This is a genomic window from Pseudomonas gebzensis, from assembly GCF_034427815.1.
GTDB lineage: Bacteria > Pseudomonadota > Gammaproteobacteria > Pseudomonadales > Pseudomonadaceae > Aquipseudomonas.
Genome location: NZ_JAXQNS010000012.1, coordinates 113,023 through 129,847 on the forward strand (window position 1 = coordinate 113,023; position 16,825 = coordinate 129,847).

At 63.6% G+C, this 16,825-nt stretch carries 16 protein-coding genes; 8 read left to right on the forward strand and 8 right to left on the reverse strand.

The window, feature by feature from the left end:
• Positions 1–137: 137 nt before the first annotated feature.
• The 6 genes from SJI00_RS20355 (at position 138) to SJI00_RS20380 (ending at position 5,831) form a co-directional block, all read left to right on the forward strand.
• Entirely contained in the window at positions 138–431 is a 294-nt protein-coding gene (locus SJI00_RS20355) for a co-chaperone GroES (protein ID WP_028696642.1), read from the forward strand.
• A 48-nt stretch (positions 432–479) separates the two neighbouring features.
• A complete protein-coding gene (gene groL / locus SJI00_RS20360) occupies positions 480–2,120 on the forward strand; it encodes a chaperonin GroEL (protein ID WP_322463470.1) in 1,641 nt (546 codons plus the stop codon).
• A 186-nt stretch (positions 2,121–2,306) separates the two neighbouring features.
• Complete coding sequence (gene colR / locus SJI00_RS20365) at positions 2,307–2,990, forward strand: two-component system response regulator ColR (RefSeq protein ID WP_312933025.1); 684 nt, start codon at positions 2,307–2,309, stop codon at positions 2,988–2,990.
• Positions 2,980–4,317, forward strand: a complete 1,338-nt coding sequence (locus SJI00_RS20370; protein ID WP_322463471.1) for a sensor histidine kinase — start codon at positions 2,980–2,982, stop codon at positions 4,315–4,317. The genes colR and SJI00_RS20370 overlap by 11 nt, the downstream gene beginning before the upstream one ends.
• A gap of 582 nt (positions 4,318–4,899) precedes the next feature.
• The gene (locus SJI00_RS20375; protein ID WP_322463472.1) at positions 4,900–5,598 is read left to right on the forward strand and encodes a lipopolysaccharide kinase InaA family protein; all 699 of its coding nucleotides are present in this window, start codon (positions 4,900–4,902) and stop codon (positions 5,596–5,598) included.
• Entirely contained in the window at positions 5,598–5,831 is a 234-nt protein-coding gene (locus tag SJI00_RS20380; protein ID WP_322463473.1) for a hypothetical protein, read from the forward strand. Before SJI00_RS20375 ends, SJI00_RS20380 begins: the two co-directional genes overlap by 1 nt.
• Before the next feature lie 61 nt (positions 5,832–5,892).
• Here SJI00_RS20380 and SJI00_RS20385 read toward each other — a convergent pair whose 3' ends face one another.
• Genes SJI00_RS20385 through SJI00_RS20395 form a run of 3 tightly spaced genes read right to left on the reverse strand, consistent with a single transcriptional unit; the run spans position 5,893 to position 8,231 of the window.
• Positions 5,893–6,255: a DNA polymerase III subunit chi gene (locus SJI00_RS20385; protein ID WP_322463521.1), complete on the reverse strand. Its 363-nt coding sequence runs from the start codon at positions 6,253–6,255 to the stop codon at positions 5,893–5,895.
• A 5-nt stretch (positions 6,256–6,260) separates the two neighbouring features.
• Positions 6,261–6,689 carry a DNA polymerase III subunit chi gene (locus SJI00_RS20390; protein ID WP_322463474.1) on the reverse strand — a complete coding sequence of 143 codons (429 nt, stop codon included), beginning with the start codon at positions 6,687–6,689 and terminating at the stop codon, positions 6,261–6,263.
• A gap of 48 nt (positions 6,690–6,737) precedes the next feature.
• Positions 6,738–8,231 carry a leucyl aminopeptidase gene (locus tag SJI00_RS20395; RefSeq protein ID WP_322463475.1) on the reverse strand — a complete coding sequence of 498 codons (1,494 nt, stop codon included), beginning with the start codon at positions 8,229–8,231 and terminating at the stop codon, positions 6,738–6,740.
• 286 nt (positions 8,232–8,517) lie between these two features.
• Between SJI00_RS20395 and lptF the strand changes: the two genes are divergently transcribed.
• Positions 8,518–9,633, forward strand: coding sequence for an LPS export ABC transporter permease LptF (lptF, locus tag SJI00_RS20400; RefSeq protein WP_322463476.1), 1,116 nt, complete (start codon positions 8,518–8,520; stop codon positions 9,631–9,633).
• Positions 9,626–10,687 carry an LPS export ABC transporter permease LptG gene (lptG, locus tag SJI00_RS20405; protein WP_322463477.1) on the forward strand — a complete coding sequence of 354 codons (1,062 nt, stop codon included), beginning with the start codon at positions 9,626–9,628 and terminating at the stop codon, positions 10,685–10,687. Before lptF ends, lptG begins: the two co-directional genes overlap by 8 nt.
• Positions 10,688–10,740: 53 nt before the next feature.
• Here the strand turns inward: lptG and SJI00_RS20410 are convergent, their stop codons facing one another.
• The 5 genes from SJI00_RS20410 to gcvH form a co-directional block, all read right to left on the reverse strand.
• A complete protein-coding gene (locus SJI00_RS20410; protein ID WP_322463478.1) occupies positions 10,741–11,235 on the reverse strand; it encodes an RDD family protein in 495 nt (164 codons plus the stop codon).
• 84 nt (positions 11,236–11,319) lie between these two features.
• A complete protein-coding gene (locus SJI00_RS20415) occupies positions 11,320–11,532 on the reverse strand; it encodes a cold-shock protein (RefSeq protein WP_322463479.1) in 213 nt (70 codons plus the stop codon).
• Between the two features lie 353 nt (positions 11,533–11,885).
• On the reverse strand, positions 11,886–13,004 hold the full coding sequence (gene gcvT, locus SJI00_RS20420) for a glycine cleavage system aminomethyltransferase GcvT (protein WP_322463480.1): 1,119 nt from the start codon (positions 13,002–13,004) through the stop codon (positions 11,886–11,888).
• 90 nt (positions 13,005–13,094) lie between these two features.
• Entirely contained in the window at positions 13,095–15,950 is a 2,856-nt protein-coding gene (gene gcvP / locus SJI00_RS20425; RefSeq protein ID WP_322463481.1) for an aminomethyl-transferring glycine dehydrogenase, read from the reverse strand.
• A gap of 10 nt (positions 15,951–15,960) precedes the next feature.
• Positions 15,961–16,344: a glycine cleavage system protein GcvH gene (gene gcvH / locus SJI00_RS20430; RefSeq protein ID WP_322463482.1), complete on the reverse strand. Its 384-nt coding sequence runs from the start codon at positions 16,342–16,344 to the stop codon at positions 15,961–15,963.
• Positions 16,345–16,825: the final 481 nt, after the last annotated feature.

A 16,825-nucleotide genomic window follows, 5' to 3' on the forward strand; every position in this document is an offset into this window, starting at 1 on the left:
CAAGGTTTCTGGCTTGTAACGCCAGACATGACAACGATGGTTCGCCCGCTGCGGGCCATCTCCGGCCACGCCGGAATGCCTCAACATGCCGGTGTCGACACCGGCCGATGAAAACCACAATTTGGGAGAGATCGACAATGAAGCTTCGTCCTCTGCATGACCGCGTAGTCATTCGTCGCAGCGAAGAAGAATCGAAAACCGCTGGCGGTATCGTTCTGCCAGGCTCGGCGGCTGAAAAGCCTAACCGTGGTGAAATTGTTGCCGTCGGCACCGGTCGCGTCCTGGACAGCGGTGAAGTGCGTGCACTGGCCGTCAAAGTGGGTGACAAAGTGGTGTTTGGCCCTTACTCGGGTAGCAACACCGTGAAAGTCGATGGCGAAGATCTGCTGGTGATGAGCGAGAACGAGATTCTCGCCGTTGTCGAAGGCTGATATCCCCGGTTTCAGTTACCCCAAAGCATTTCCAAGGATTAAACGAACATGGCTGCTAAAGACGTAAAATTCGGCGACTCCGCCCGTAAGAAAATGCTCGTTGGTGTCAACGTTCTGGCTGACGCCGTCAAAGCGACCCTCGGCCCGAAAGGCCGTAACGTGGTCCTGGCCAAGAGCTTCGGCGCACCGACCATCACCAAAGACGGCGTTTCCGTCGCCAAAGAAATCGAGCTGAAGTGCGCGTTCGAAAACATGGGCGCTCAGCTGGTCAAGGAAGTCGCTTCCAAGGCCAACGACGCTGCCGGTGACGGCACCACCACCGCCACCGTGCTGGCTCAGGCCATCGTCAACGAAGGCCTGAAAGCCGTCGCTGCCGGCATGAACCCAATGGACCTCAAGCGCGGCATCGACAAGGCCACCATCGCCGTTGTCGCCGAGCTGAAGAACCTGTCCAAGCCGTGCTCCGATTCCAAGGCGATCGCTCAGGTCGGCACCATCTCGGCCAACTCCGACGCCTCCATCGGCCAGATCATCGCTGAAGCGATGGAAAAGGTCGGTAAAGAAGGCGTGATCACCGTCGAGGAAGGTTCGGGTCTGGAAAACGAGCTGTCGGTCGTTGAAGGCATGCAGTTCGACCGTGGCTACCTGTCCCCGTACTTCGTCAACAAGCCGGACACCATGGTCGCCGAGCTGGAAGGCCCGCTGCTGCTGCTGGTCGACAAGAAAATCTCCAACATCCGTGAACTGCTGCCAGTTCTGGAAGCCGTTGCCAAAGCCGGCCGTCCGCTGCTGATCGTGGCTGAAGACGTCGAAGGCGAAGCGCTGGCGACCCTGGTCGTCAACAACATGCGCGGCATCGTCAAGGTTGCAGCGGTCAAGGCCCCTGGCTTCGGCGACCGTCGCAAGGCCATGCTGCAGGACATCGCTGTCCTGACCGGCGCTACCGTGATCTCCGAAGAAATCGGTCTGTCCCTGGAAACCGCCACCCTGGAACACCTGGGCAACGCCAAGCGCGTAGTGCTCACCAAGGAAAACACCACCATCATCGACGGTTCCGGCGTTGAAGGCGACATCCAGGCGCGCGTGACCCAGATCCGCGCCCAGGTTGCCGATACCTCGTCCGACTACGACCGTGAGAAGCTGCAAGAGCGTCTGGCCAAGCTGTCCGGCGGTGTTGCTCTGATCAAGGTCGGTGCTGGCACCGAAGTTGAGATGAAAGAGAAGAAAGCCCGCGTTGAAGACGCCCTGCACGCCACCCGTGCAGCCGTTGAAGAAGGCGTGGTGCCTGGCGGCGGTGTTGCCCTGGTACGTGCCCTGACTGCACTGGCCGACCTCAAAGGCGACAACGAAGACCAGAACGTCGGTATCGCACTGCTGCGCCGTGCTGTCGAAGCGCCACTGCGTCAGATCACTGCCAACGCCGGCGACGAGCCAAGCGTTGTGGCCGACAAGGTCAAGCAGGGTTCGGGCAACTACGGCTACAACGCTGCTACCGGCGAATACGGCGACATGATCGAGATGGGCATCCTGGACCCAGCCAAGGTCACCCGTTCGGCGCTGCAAGCTGCTGCTTCGATCGGTGGTCTGATGATCACCACCGAAGCCATGGTCGCAGAGCTGCCGGAAGAGAAAGGCGCTGGCGGCATGCCTGATATGGGCGGCATGGGTGGCATGGGCGGCATGATGTAACCCAGCCTTACCCGTAGTCGAAAGTTGTAGGAAAAGCCCCGCCTTGTGCGGGGTTTTTTCGTTGTGGCTGGACATCCGTTTAGCTGCAGGCGTAGCGCTAAATACCCGCAACGCTGGCGCCACCATGGCCGAAGGCCTTAAGCTGCGCCAGCCGCGCAGCCCCCCAGCCCCGCACAGGAGACCTTGATGCGCATTCTTTTGGTGGAAGACAACCGCGATATTCTCGCCAACCTTGCCGATTACCTCGGGATGAAAGGCTATACCGTGGACTGCGCCCAGGATGGGCTGTCCGGGCTGCACCTCGCGGCGACCGAACATTACGACCTGATCGTTCTCGACATCATGCTGCCTGGCATCGATGGCTATACCCTGTGCAAGCGTCTGCGCGAAGACGCGCGCCGCGACACGCCGGTGATCATGCTCACCGCCCGCGATCAGTTGGATGACCGTTTGCAAGGTTTCCGCTCCGGGGCCGATGACTACCTGCTCAAACCTTTCGCGTTGTCAGAGCTGGCCGCGCGCATCGAGGCGATCCTGCGCCGCGCTCAGGGCGGGGGGCGCCGTGCGTTGCAGGTGGCGGACCTCAACTATGACCTCGATACGCTGGAGGTCACCCGCCAGGGTCGCCTGCTCAAGCTCAACCCGGTCGGCCTCAAGCTGCTGGCCGTGCTGATGCAGAAAAGCCCCCACGTGCTGCGCCGCGAGGTCCTCGAAGAGGCGTTGTGGGGCGATGACTGCCCTGACAGCGACAGCTTGCGCAGCCACGTCCATCAGTTGCGCCAAGTGATCGACAAACCCTTCGACAAACCGTTGTTGCATACCGTGCATGGCGTGGGCTATCGCCTCGCCGAGGGTCGTGATGGAGTTTAAGCAGAGCCTCGCTCAACGCATCATCATCGCTTTCGCCGTGATGAGCGCGCTGGTTGCCGGCGCGTTCGGCGTCGGCATCGTGTCTACCGTGCACCTGGTGGAAGAGCGTCTGATTTCCTCCGTGCTCGGCGGTGACCTGCAGCGCCTGTTGCGCATGGACAGCGTCAGCGACTGGAGCCACAGGCCTCGCCCGGACCAGCTGTTCTACTTCAGCGGCGGCCGGGATGATTTCGAAATGCCCAAGGACCTGCGCCACCTCGAAGCGGGCTTTCATGAAGTGTTTCGTGACCAGCTGTCGTACCACGCAATGGTCGAAGTGGTGGACGGCCGGCACTACGTGCTGCTGCAGGATCAGAGCGATTTCGAAGAGCGCGAACGGCTGCTCTTTGCCGTGGTGCTGGTGGGCTTTGTGCTCAGCCTTGCGCTGGCCGGGGTGCTGGGCTGGCTGCTGGCCCGACGCGTGATGGCGCCGGTCATCCGCCTGGCGCGGCAGGTGCGCCACCGTGATCAGTTGCTGGGACTGGCGCCGCCGCTGGCGCCAGACTACGCCGCCGATGAGGTTGGGCAGCTTGCAGTGGCCTTCGACGACACCCTCGGACGCTTGCGCGATGCCCTGACTCGCGAGCGGCTGTTCACCAGCGATGTCAGCCACGAACTGCGCACGCCGCTCATGGTGCTGGCCACTTCCTGCGAACTGCTGATGGTCAACCCCAATCTCGACACCCGTGCGCGTAGCCAGGTAGAGCGCATCGCGCGGGCTACCGAGGAAATGCGCGAGCTGGTCAAGACCTTCCTCATGCTCGCTCGCGCCCAGCACGACGAAGGCGCGATCGCGTCCAGAGCAACCGTGCGGGAAGTGGCGGACGACCTGATCGGTGTCTGGCGCGACACCATCGAGCAGAAGGGCCTGACGCTCTATTACGACGGCCGCGTCAGCGCCAGCCCGGTGCAGTACAACGCCACCTTCCTGCAGTCGGTGATGGGCAACCTGTTGCGCAATGCGGCGCATTACACCGACAGCGGCTACATCCGCCTGAGCCTGAATCCCGAGGGTTTCAGCGTGGAGGACAGTGGCGTGGGAATTCCCGAGGAGCAGCGTGAAGCCATGTTCCGTCCGTTCGTGCGGGGTGATGAGCGTCGTGGAGAGGGCCTGGGTCTGGGGCTGTCGCTGGTGCAGCGCATCTGTGATGACCAGGGCTGGCACGTCAAGCTGACGGCCACCTTGCCTCACGGCTGCTGCTTCCAGGTGGACCTGAGTGGTTTGCGGGGTGGTTCCACGGTTGAAATCCAGGTGCAAAGCGCTTCGCCATCAGGCGAACAGGCGTAGGAAAACTTGGTTTTTCCGACAGGATTTTCACAGTGGCGTGACGTTGCGAGCACATCTGCGCCCCTACAGTGTGCGGCCTGAAGCTGCTGGCAAGCATGCCCGCTGCGCGAGGCGAGCGCCTCCTGTGCAGCGCCGATGGCATTTGCCCAGGCAGCGCACGGCGGCGTTGGTCCGCGACAGAGCGGGTGGCCGAGCGCAGGCGGTTATTCGGTACGCCCTTTGCAAACCTTGGGTCGCGGCGCCAGGTTGCAGTGGCTGTCCATTCAGCGGCCGCTGCGCACGCATTGCTCGGATGGCTTACCGTTGATCAGGCAATGTCGGAAAACGTACCTGATTCAATAGCTTGGCGGCACATCTCGGATTTCCTGTTGTCAGTTGCGAGCCTTTGAGTGGGCTCGCTGGCCAAGGTGCCCGTGCACCGATCACTGGCAAGAGGGCAGCAACTGTGTAGTTTTGTGTTACCTGCGGCCACAGCCGTAGCACAATTCGTTTCAACCGGTTTCGGAATTCAACAGCATCTGAGGGTGTTGCCGAGCTACGCCACGTGGCGAATTACCCTAATGACGCAAGAGGTCGGTAACGATGGCAGTCGCCTTGAACCAAGAGTCGGAGTTCGACTTTTACTGGCAGCAACAAGGGGAATGGGTCGAGGAGCCCAACCACCGGCGCGGTGGCGAGAGTGGCGTGCAGCGCCTGGACGATGGTCGTGGGCACGTGTTGTACGCCAAGCGTCAGGTTGGCCATCTGTATCGCGGCTGGCTGCATCCCTTTGGCCGGCCCACGGTACTGCGAGAGCAGGATGCCTTGAGCAACTGCGCCCGGCTGGGTGTGCGCGTGCCACGCATTGTCTTCTGCGGCGCGCAGCGCGACGCCGATCACCAGTGGCGGGCGTTGTTGGTCAGTGAAGCGCTCGAGGGCTTCGTCGACCTGGAAAGCTGGTACGCCGCAGGCGCCTTGACCCGCTACCCCGAGGCGCTGCATCAACGCATGCTCAAGGAACTGGCCGAAAACATGGCGCGCATGCACCGCGGTCACTGGCAGCACAGCTGCCTGTATGGCAAGCACGTGTTCGTCAAGGTCACCGGCGAGGGCGAGGCAGCCGAGGTCGAGGTGGCGCTGCTGGATCTGGAGAAAGCCCGTCGACGGCTGAGCTGCCAGAACGCAGCGCGTAAGGACCTCAGCCAACTTCAGCGCCACTCGTCCATTCACGACGCGCATTTCCGCTCATTGCTCTACTTTTACCAAACAGCGTTTGGCAGCGCAGTCAAAGGGTTAGGGTAATGAAACTAGAAATAGCACGAGCTTTGTTCCTTATCGCTGCGCTGGCTGTCACCACAGCCGCGGCAGCCGCCTGGGAGCAACCGCGGCCAGTGGTGTTCAGCAAGGCTGAGCTGGCAGGCCAGTGCCCGTTGCCCAGGGCGGGCAAGCCGCTCGCACAGGCGCAGAGCAAGCCTGACCAGGACCTGCTGCTGTTCCTGTTTGGCATGCGCCAGGGCCTCAAGCCTTTCGGCTGAGAGCGAGGCGTGTCGCAGGTGGCCTGCCTGACCCGGGCAGGTCAGGCCGGGCAGGAGTGGCTCAGTCTGCCGCGTTCAGCAGCCGGTCCATGCGCGCCGCCAGGCGACGCTTGATTTCCGTTTCGATGTGCGGGGTAAAGTCGTTGATCACGTCTTGCATGATCGATTGCGCCGCAGCACGCAATTCACTGTCCAGGTGCAACAGGGTGTCCTGACGACGCGCTTGCGCATCACTGCCATCAGTAGCCACTGCATCCGACGAGTCAACGGCATTCAGCGCAGGCGTTGGCGCGACGGGTGCGTGCTCGACGGTTTCGGTCAGCAGCGGCGGTTGCAGGTTGGCATCGCCCAGCAACTCACGAATCGATTCGAGGTCATCGAGCAGGTGCGTGGAGTGGTTGAGGGTGTTGATCGGCTTGTCCATGGTCATCAAAGTCGCTGTAAGCGGTGATCGGTAAGAGCATAGCCCCGTTCCCGATAGAAACGGAACCGCTCGCGTGCGGCTTGGCGTATAGCGGGCGCTTCGACCACGATTTCGGCGACCCGCTGAAACTGGCCGACGAAAGCTGGCACATCAGCGGCCAGATTGATCAACAAGTCGGCATGATCGTACGCCGATGCGCCGATGCCCAGCACCACTTGGCCCGCCGGGTCGGTTTCCGTCAGGTCGTGGGGCACGAATGCCTCGCCCTTGAACTGCCACAGGCACAGGTTCAATTCGCTGCGCTGGGCGTCGTCCTGACAATGCAGGTAAACCCGGTGCCCCAGGCGCCAGGCTTTCTCGCACAGCTTGCAGGCGAAATCCAGACGCGCGCGCAGCGAGTCGGTGGGCAGAATATAGAAGTCGACTTTATTCATGCGCGGTAGGCCGGCCAGTGACGCGCAGGCGCCCCTGGCCAATCGGCATCAGGCCCCGGCGCGGTCGAGCAGGTATTGGGTGAGCAGCGGAACGGGCCGGCCGGTCGCGCCTTTTTCCTTGCCGCCACTGATCCAGGCGGTGCCGGCGATGTCCATGTGCGCCCAGTGGTACTGCTTGGCGAAGCGCGACAGGAAGCATGCGGCGGTGATGGTGCCGGCCTTGGGCCCGCCGATGTTGGCGATGTCGGCGAACGGGCTGTCGAGCTGCTCCTGATACTCCTCGAACAGCGGCAACTGCCAGGCGCGGTCGTCGGCGCGCTTGCCGGCGTCGAGCAACTGGCTCAGCAGCGCATCGTCGTTGCCCAGCAGGCCGGTGGTGTGGCTGCCCAGAGCAACGATGCAGGCGCCGGTCAGGGTGGCGATGTCGATGACCGCCTGCGGCTTGAAACGCTCGGCGTAGGTGAGGGTGTCGCACAGCACCAGCCGACCTTCGGCGTCGGTGTTGAGGATTTCCACGGTCTGCCCGCTCATGGTGGTGACGATGTCGCCCGGACGGGTGGCGCCGCCGCTGGGCATGTTCTCGGCGCAGGCCAGCAGGCATACCAGGTTGATCGGCAGTTGCAATGCCAGTACGGCCTGCAAGGTGCCGAACACGCTGGCTGCGCCGCACATGTCGTATTTCATTTCATCCATGCCGGCACCGGGCTTGAGACTGATACCGCCGGTGTCGAAGGTGATGCCCTTGCCCACCAGTACATAGGGCTTTTCGCTTTTCTTCGCACCTTGGTAGTTCATCACGATCAGCCGTGGCGGCTGGTCGCTGCCCTGGCCGACCGCGTAGAACGCGCCCATGCCCAGATCTTTGATTTTCTTCTCGTCCAGCACCTCGACCTTGAGGTTCTTGTGCGCCTTGCCCATGTCCTTGGCCTGCTCGGCGAGGAAGCTTGGGTGGCACAGGTTCGGCGGCAGGTTGCCGAGGTCGCGGGTCAGGGCCATGCCGGCGCTGATCGCGGTGGCGTGTTTGACACCGCGCTCGACCTCGGCCTGGCCAGCCTGGCTGGTCAGCAGGGTGATTTTCTTCAGGGCGCGTGGCTCGGCCTTCTGGCTCTTGAAACGGTCAAAGACATAAGCGCCCGACAGCAGGGTTTCGGCCAGCAGGCGGTACTTGCCGTAGTGGCCGTCGCGGCCTTCGACGGCGATGTCCTCAAGCACCAGGGTCGCGTCGGTGCCGCCCAGGCCCTTCAGCACACCGGCGACGCCATTGACCACCTTGCGCCAGTTACGGTCGTTGAGGGCTTGGTCGTTGCCGGTGCCGACCAACAGCACGCGTTCGGCCTTGAGGCCGGGCAATGCCTGCAGCAGCAGGGTCTGGCCCGGCTTGCCGGCCAGGTCACCGCGCTTGAGCACGGCACTGATGGCGCCATTGCTGGCTTCGTCGATGGCCTTGGCCTGGGCGCCCAACAGGCGACCTTCGCCCACGCCGAGCACCAGCGTGGCGGTTTTGACGGATACAGCGGCAACGCTTTTTACAACCAGATCCATGTCAGGGTCTCCAGTGGGTCGTTTGAGTGGCGCGTTGGGTGCAGGCCCGTGCAATGCCTGGCGGCCTGCTCGCATGCCAGTGGAAAAGCGGCCAGTTTGAGCCTCTGCCGACCCTACTGACAACCCCGGGCTGTTGCAGTGCGCAGCGCCAAGTGACAGGGAAGTGCAATCACAGGATAATGCGCGCACTTTTGCAGTCGGTTGGCCTCGGGCGAACCGGCTATGATCCTGATTGTCCGATTTCCTTGTCCGGCACTTCGCCCCAGACAACCCAGGAGTTTCTGGTTTGATCGTCTTCCGTTATCTGTCTCGCGAGGTCCTGGTGACCTTGAGCGCCGTCAGCGCCGTGCTGCTGGTGATCATCATGAGTGGGCGCTTCATCAAGTACCTGGCTCAGGCTGCGCAGGGCGTACTCGACCCCAGCGTGCTGTTCCTGATCATGGGCTTCCGCCTGCCGGGGTTCCTGCAACTGATCCTGCCACTGGGCTTGTTCCTCGGTATCTTGCTGGCCTATGGCCGGCTGTACCTGGAAAGTGAAATGACCGTGCTCTCGGCCACCGGCATGAGCCAGCAGCGTCTGCTGGCCATGACCCTGGCGCCTGCCACCCTGGTCGCCCTGCTGGTGGCCTGGCTGAGCCTGAGCCTGGCGCCGCAAGGCGTCGCCCAGGTGCAGCAGATCATCAATCAGCAAGACGCTCTGACCGAGTTCGACACCCTGGTCCCGGGCCGCTTCCAGACCCTGCGAGATGGCACCCGGGTGACCTACACCGAGCAGCTGTCCGATGACCGGGTCAAGCTGGAAGGCGTGTTCATTTCCGAGAAGCGCTTCAACCAGGACAAGACCAAGGACCGCGCCCCGACGGTACTGGTGGCCGAACGTGGTCACCAGGAAGTGCAGGGCGACGGCAACCGCTACCTGGTGCTGGAAAACGGCTACCGCTACGACGGCAACCCGGGCGAGGCCAGCTACCGCGCGATCAAGTACGACACCTATGGCGTGCTGCTGCCCAAGCCTGAGGTGAGCGAGGAAGTGACCGACCGTGAGGCCATCCCGACGCTGCAACTGTTCGGCAAAGAAGACCTGCGCGAGCGCGCCGAACTGCAATGGCGGCTGTCGCTACCTGTGCTGGTGTTCATCGTGACCCTGATGGCGGTGCCGCTGTCCCGGGTCAACCCTCGCCAAGGCCGCTTCCTCAAGCTGCTGCCGGCCATCCTTCTGTACATGGCGTACCTCACCATGCTGATTTCCGTTCGTGGTGCCCTCGAGAAAGGCAAGCTGCCGATCGCCCTGGGCATGTGGTGGGTGCATGGTCTGTTCCTGCTCATCGGCCTGGGCCTGATGTACTGGGAGCCGCTGCGCCTCAAACGTGCTGCCCGTCGTGCGGAGGTGGCCCGTGGGTAAGCTCGATCGCTACATCGGCACCAGCGTGCTGATGGCCATTCTCGCAGTGCTGGGCATCATCCTCGGTCTGGCCTCGCTGTTCGCGTTCATCGACGAGATGGGCGACCTGAGCGACACCTACAGCGTGCTCGACGCAGGTCTGTACGTACTGCTGACTGCGCCGCGCCGCCTCTACGACATGCTGCCGATGGCCGCCCTGATCGGCTGCCTGATCGGCCTGGGCAGCCTGGCCAGCAACAGCGAACTGACCATCATGCGTGCCGCCGGCGTGTCCATCGGGCGCATCGTCTGGGCGGTGATGAAGCCCATGCTGGTGCTGATGCTGGCCGGCGTGCTGATCGGCGAATACGTGGCCCCGGCGACCGAGAGCAAGGCCCAGGCCGATCGCTCGCTGGCCCAGGGCGGTGGTGAGGCGCTCAGTTCCAAACGCGGCATGTGGCACCGCCAGGGCAATGAGTTCGTGCACATCAACTCGGTGCAGCCCAACGGCCTGTTGCTGGGCGTGACCCGCTACCAGTTCAACGAGCAACGCCAGATCGTCACCTCCAGCTTCGCCCGTCGCGCGACCTACACCGACGAGCAGTGGACGCTCAACGACGTCAGCACCACGTTCTTCCGCGGTGACCACACCGAGGTGGTGAACACTCCGCAAGAACGCTGGGACGTTTCGGTCACCCCGCAGTTGCTCAACACCGTGGTGTTGGCGCCGGAGTCACTGTCCATCACCGGGCTGTGGGACTATATCCACTACCTCGCTGACCAGGGTCTGAACAACTCGCGCTACTGGCTGGCGTTCTGGACCAAGGTCCTGCAGCCGGTCATCACCGCCGCGCTGGTGGTGATGGCGATCTCCTTCATCTTCGGCCCGCTGCGCTCGGTGACACTGGGCCAGCGCGTGTTCACCGGCGTGTTGGTGGGCTTCGTGTTCCGCATTGCCGGGGAGCTGCTGGGGCCGTCCAGCCAGGTGTTCGGCTTCCCACCGTTGCTGGCCGTGGTATTGCCGGCGGTGGTGTGCATGGTGGCGGGGCTGTGGCTGTTGCGCCGAGCCGGATAGCGCTGCAAGGGCGGGCCGCCAGCAGCGGCCCGCCCTGTTACCGCCTGCACACCTTACCGCTTGCCTTTGGGCACCCTGACCAGCTGGCTGTCCGAGTACAGGTCATGCCAGGTGCGCTGGCGCTTGTCGAACACGGCCCAGAAGAAGCCCAGCCCCAGGCATAGCCACGACGCGATTGCCACGACGAAACGCAACAGCGCCTGCCACAGGCTGATGGCACTGCCGTCTGCGTTCTGCACCCGGATGCCCCACACTTGCATGCCCAGGGTCTGCCCGCCATGGGTCCAGAACTTGGCGAAGAATCCGAACAGCGCAAACAGCAGAATCGTCGAGAGCAGCGGGTCGCCGTCGAGTGCGCCGGCTTCGGTCAGTTCGCGCATGCGCGCCTGGCCGATGATCGCCATCTGGACCATTTTGTAGGCGCCGGCGGTCACGATCAGCAGGGCAGTACACAGCAGGAAATCATAGAACAGGGCTGCCAGGCGCCGGGCGAAGCCGACGGGCGGGAAATCACCCTGAGGTTGCAACGTGGGGGTGGGCTTGGACATGCACGGGCTCCGATCAGCGAAGCGCGTATTCTACGGGCAAACAAAAGCCCCTGCACTTGGCAGGGGCTTTTGGCGAGGCCTGGATCAGGCTTCTGGCTGCACTTCGTCCGCCTGCAGGCCTTTCTGACCTTGGACGGCAACGAAGGTCACCTTCTGGCCCTCTTTCAGGCTCTTGAAGCCGTTGCCCTGAATTGCACGGAAGTGCACAAACAGGTCAGCGCCGGATTCCGGGGTAATGAAGCCGTAACCTTTCTCGTCATTGAACCACTTGACGGTACCGCTCTGACGCTCAGCCATTGTCTTGCTTCCTATGAAACTTGAGAGGTGATGACAGTGGTATCCACGGGGGGGGGGGGAAGTGAATACCGACTGGGCTGGTTGCAGGAAGTCTGGCGTCGAACGGGTGGTAGCGAACAGTGGCTACTGGCCCGGGTCACGCTCCGCTGGGGCGACCCATGCAAACACAGTGAAACGCAATCTACGCCAACTCTCTCGGGGAAAACAAGCCTTCTCAAACGCGTGTTGCACAGGCCATGCACGTGAGCGACATCCGTGTCGGAAACAGCATGCTGCCGGGCCTGACGGCTTTTCCAGATAGCGCTGAAGAAGTTCGATAACGAACGCTGCGCGCACCTGAGCGGCCACTTGCACTAGCGGTGGTAACGCTGCGCGACAAAAGGCATTTTGCTAACCAGCAGCGGCACCGGCTTGCCACGCACCATCGCATGAAGCTCGGTACCGATCGCCGTGTGTTCGTTATCGACATAGCCCATCGCCAGGGGCGCAGCCAACGTCGGGCCAAAGCCGCCGCTGGTCACCGTGCCGATTACCTGACCAGCGGCATCGACGATCTCGGCCCCCTCCCGAACCGGCGTGCGCGTCTGCCCCAGCAAGCCGACCCGCTTGCGCGCCACCCCCTCGCGCTGCTGCGCAAAGACCGTGTCCGCGCCAGGGAATCCACCCGCGCGTGGGCCGTCGCTGCGCCGTGCCTTGGAGATGGCCCACAGCAGGTTGGCTTGCACCGGTGTGCTGTCGCTGTCCATGTCGTGTCCGTACAGGCACAAGCCGGCTTCCAGGCGCAGCGAGTCGCGCGCACCCAGGCCAATGGCTTCAACTTCCGGCTCGCTCAGAAGACGTCGCGCCAGGGCCTCGGCGTCGGCGACCGGCACGGAGATCTCGAAACCGTCTTCGCCGGTATAGCCTGAACGGCTGACCACGCAAGGCGTGCCAAGCAGGGTCAGCTCACGCACCTGCATGAAGGTCATCCCAGCCACCTCCGGTGCCAGCCGTGCCAGCACGCCAGCGGCTGCAGGGCCTTGCAGGGCCAGCAGGGCGCGTTCGTCGAACAACGCCTGCACCTCGCACTGCCCGGCCAGGTGCCGCTGCAGGTGATCAAGGTCCTGGTGCTTGCAGGCGGCATTGACCACCAGGAACAGCTGGTCATCCGCCATTCGGGCGACCATGAGGTCATCGAGAATGCCGCCTTGCCCATCGGTGAACATCGCATAGCGCTGCATGCCCACCGGCAGATCGATGATGTCGACCGGCACCAGGCGCTCCAGGGCCTGCGCAGCACCTGCGCCGCGCACGACGATCTGGCCCATGTGCGAGACGTCGAACAACCCGGCCTGTTCACGGGTGTGCAAGTGTTCCTTGAGTACGCCCAGCGGGTAGTGCACCGGCATGTCGTAGCCGGCGAAGGGCACCATGCGCGCGCCCAGTTCCAGATGCAGCGCATGAAGAGGGGTCTGTAACAGTGTGTCGGACATCGAATGCTCCTGAGAATCTTCTATAGGTCGGGCAGCACCGCAGTCGAGGGGCCAGGCGCACTGGCCTGGCGCTCGACCCACCTGCCGGCATCAGCCTTCCTGATACTGCTCGATCGGCGGACAGGCGCAGACCAGGTTGCGGTCGCCATAGACGTTGTCGACGCGCCCTACCGGCGGCCAGTACTTGCTCTCCACCAAGCTGGGCAGCGGGTACACCGCCTGCTCGCGGCTGTACCGGTGATGCCACTCGCCCACCAGTTCGGCGGCGGTGTGCGGAGCGTTCTTCAGCGGGTTGTCGTCCTTGTCCAGACGCCCGTCTTCCACCGCACGAATCTCTTCGCGAATCTGCACCATGGCCTCACAGAAACGGTCCAGTTCCTGCCTGGACTCGCTCTCGGTCGGTTCGATCATCAGCGTGCCCGCCACCGGGAACGACATGGTCGGCGCATGGAAGCCGAAGTCGATCAGGCGCTTGGCCACGTCATCGACGCTGATGCCGCTGCTGTCCTTGAGCGGGCGCAGGTCGAGGATGCACTCATGGGCCACCAGACCGTTGCTGCCGGTGTAGAGCACCGGGTAATGATCTTCCAGGCGCCGGGCGATGTAGTTGGCATTGAGGATGGCCATCTGCGACGCACGCTTGAGGCCGGCGCCGCCCATCATGCGGATGTACATCCAGGTGATCGGCAGGATGCTGGCGCTGCCGAACGGCGCGGCGCACACCGCGCCTTCCTGGCGTTCGAGCGCTGCGTGACCGGGCAGGAACGGCGCCAGGTGCGCCTTGACGCCAATCGGCCCGACGCCTGGGCCGCCGCCGCCGTGGGGAATGCAGAAGGTCTTGTGCAGGTTCAGGTGCGACACGTCGCCGCCGAACTTGCCCGGCGCGCACAGGCCGACCATGGCGTTCATGTTGGCGCCGTCGATGTACACCTGGCCGCCGTGGTCATGGATGATCGCGCAGATCTCGCCGATGGCTTCCTCGAACACGCCGTGAGTAGAAGGGTAAGTGATCATCAGCGCCGCCAGCTGCTCGCGGTGCTGCTCGGCCTTGGCGCGCAAGTCGTCGACATCGACATTACCCCGCGCATCGCAAGCGGTGACCACCACGCGCATGCCGGCCATGTGCGCGGTCGCCGGGTTGGTGCCGTGGGCCGAGGCCGGAATCAGGCAGACGTTGCGATGGCTGTCACCGCGGCTGCGGTGGTAAGCGCGAATGGCCAGCAGGCCCGCGTACTCGCCCTGGGAGCCGGCGTTGGGCTGCAGCGACACAGCGTCGTAGCCGGTGGCGGCGCAGAGCATGGCTTCAAGCTCGCGGGTCATCTGCAGGTAGCCCTGGCTCTGCGCGGCAGGGGCAAAGGGGTGCAGGTTGCCGAACTCGGCCCAGGTCACCGGGATCATCTCGCTGGCGGCGTTGAGCTTCATGGTGCACGAGCCCAGCGGAATCATGCTGCGGTCCAGCGCCAGGTCCTTGTCGGCCAGGCGGCGCAGGTAGCGCATCAGCTCGGTCTCGCTGTGGTAACGGTTGAACACCGGGTGTTCGAGGAACGCCGACTGGCGGCGCAGCGCGCTGGGCAGTCGCGAGTCGGCACGTTCGGCCAGCGCAGTGAAGTCCGGTGCGGGCTGACCGGCGCCCAGCACCGCCCACAGCGCCTCGACGTCAGCCTGGGCGGTGGTTTCATCCAGTGACAGGCCCAGTTGGCTGGCGCTGATCTGGCGCAGGTTGATGCCCTGGGCGCGGGCCTGTTCGTGCAGCTGCGCTGTCGCAGTGCCGGTCTCCAGGGTGAGGGTATCGAAGGCGCTCTCGCCTAGTACTTTCACGCCCAGGTCCGTCAGGCCCTGGGCCAGGATCGAGGTCAATCCATGCACGCGCTCGGCGATGCGGGTCAGGCCTGCCGGGCCGTGGTAGACCGCGTACATGCTGGCGATGTTGGCCAGCAGTACCTGCGCGGTGCAGATGTTCGAGGTGGCCTTCTCGCGGCGGATATGCTGCTCGCGGGTCTGCATGGCCAGGCGCAGCGCCGTGTTGCCGAAGCGGTCGATGGAAACGCCGACCAAGCGCCCCGGCATGTCGCGCTTGAAGCCGTCACGGGTAGCGAAGTACGCCGCGTGCGGGCCGCCGAAACCGAGCGGTACGCCAAAGCGCTGGGCAGTACCGATGGCCACGTCAGCGTCGAATTCACCGGGCGGGGTCAGCAGGGTCAGCGCCAGCAGGTCAGCGGCCACGGCCACCAGGGCGTTGGCCTCGTGCAAGCGCTGCACCAGCGCGCGGTAGTCGAACACCTCGCCATGGCTGGCCGGGTATTGCAGCAGCGCACCGAAGAACGCGGACACATCGGTCAGGTCGCGTTCGTCGCCCACCACCACTTCGATACCCAATGGCTCGGCACGGGTGCGCAGCACGTCGAGGGTTTGCGGGTGACAGTGGACCGAGGCGAAGAACACCTGGCTGGCCTTGTTCTTCGACAGGCGCTTGCAGAAGGTCATGGCCTCGGCCGCAGCCGTGGCTTCATCGAGCAAGGAGGCGTTGCTGATGGGCAGGCCGGTGAGGTCGCTGATCAGGGTCTGGAAGTTCAGCAGCGCTTCCAGGCGACCTTGCGAAATCTCTGGCTGGTAAGGGGTGTAGGCGGTGTACCACGCCGGGTTTTCCAGCAGATTGCGCAGGATTGGCGCGGGGGTGTGGCAGTTGTAATAGCCCTGGCCGATGTAAGTCTTGAACAGCTGGTTGCTGCTGGCGATGGCCTTGAGCGCGGCCAGTGCGTCGGTCTCGCTCTGGCCGTCGGCATCGCCCAGCACGCTGGTGCCCTTGATGGTGCCGGGGATCACGGCATCGCTCATGGCGTCGAGCGAGTCGAAGCCCAGGCTGTCGAGCATGGCCTGCTCATCGGCGGCGCGTGGGCCGATGTGGCGAGCGATGAATTCGTTGGCGGTACTGAGGTTCAGGATCATGGGAGCGGTCTCAGGCATCGGCGGTGGCGGTGAGCAAGCGGTCGTAGGCGTGCTGGTCGAGCAGGGCGGCGACGGCGTCAGGCTGGTCGGGCACGAAGCGGAAGAACCAGCCCTCGCCAAGCGGCTGTTCGTTGATCAGCTCCGGTTGCTCGGCCAACTGTTCGTTCACGGCCACCACCTCACCGGCCAGCGGCATGTACACGCCACTGGCGGCCTTTACCGATTCGACCGTGGAGGCTTCTGCACCGGCCTCGTAGTGCTGCAGTTCAGGCAGTTGAACATAGACCACATCGCCCAGGGCGCGCTGGGCGTAGGCAGTGATGCCTACCGTGACGCTGCCATCGGCCTCGGTGCGCAGCCATTCGTGATCCTCGGTAAAACGCAACTCGCTCATGAAAAGTCCTCGGGATGCAGGAGGTCAGGCGCAGTGTAGCCCTGCGCTCTGGGTCAGGGTTTACCTAGCAAGAAGGCGGCCAGTTGAAGGCTCAGCCCCGTGGATCAAGGGTTTGACCGCAAACCAGGCGCAGCCCTGAACAGGCTATCTGGAATGGATTCGATACAGTTATCCCAGCTGGAAAAACCACGCTCGATCAAACCCTTGCCGGGTAAGCGTCTGCTTGCGCCGTATTGATATCGTTACACTGGAATGAAACCGTGATAGCGCCGCTGGGGCGGGGTGCGCTGCAGAGCCGCTAAACGCTCAAAGTCAGTTTCAGATAAATGCCCCCTTATCCACAGTGGGCCTGCGCCATACCCTGACGCTCATCCGAAACGACCCACAGGAACGTAAGGCCAGCCAGTTAAGTGATCGGGGCCGCTGTATGCCCCATCGCGGCTGAACGGAACGCCGGACCGGCCCCTGCGCCACCCCTTGC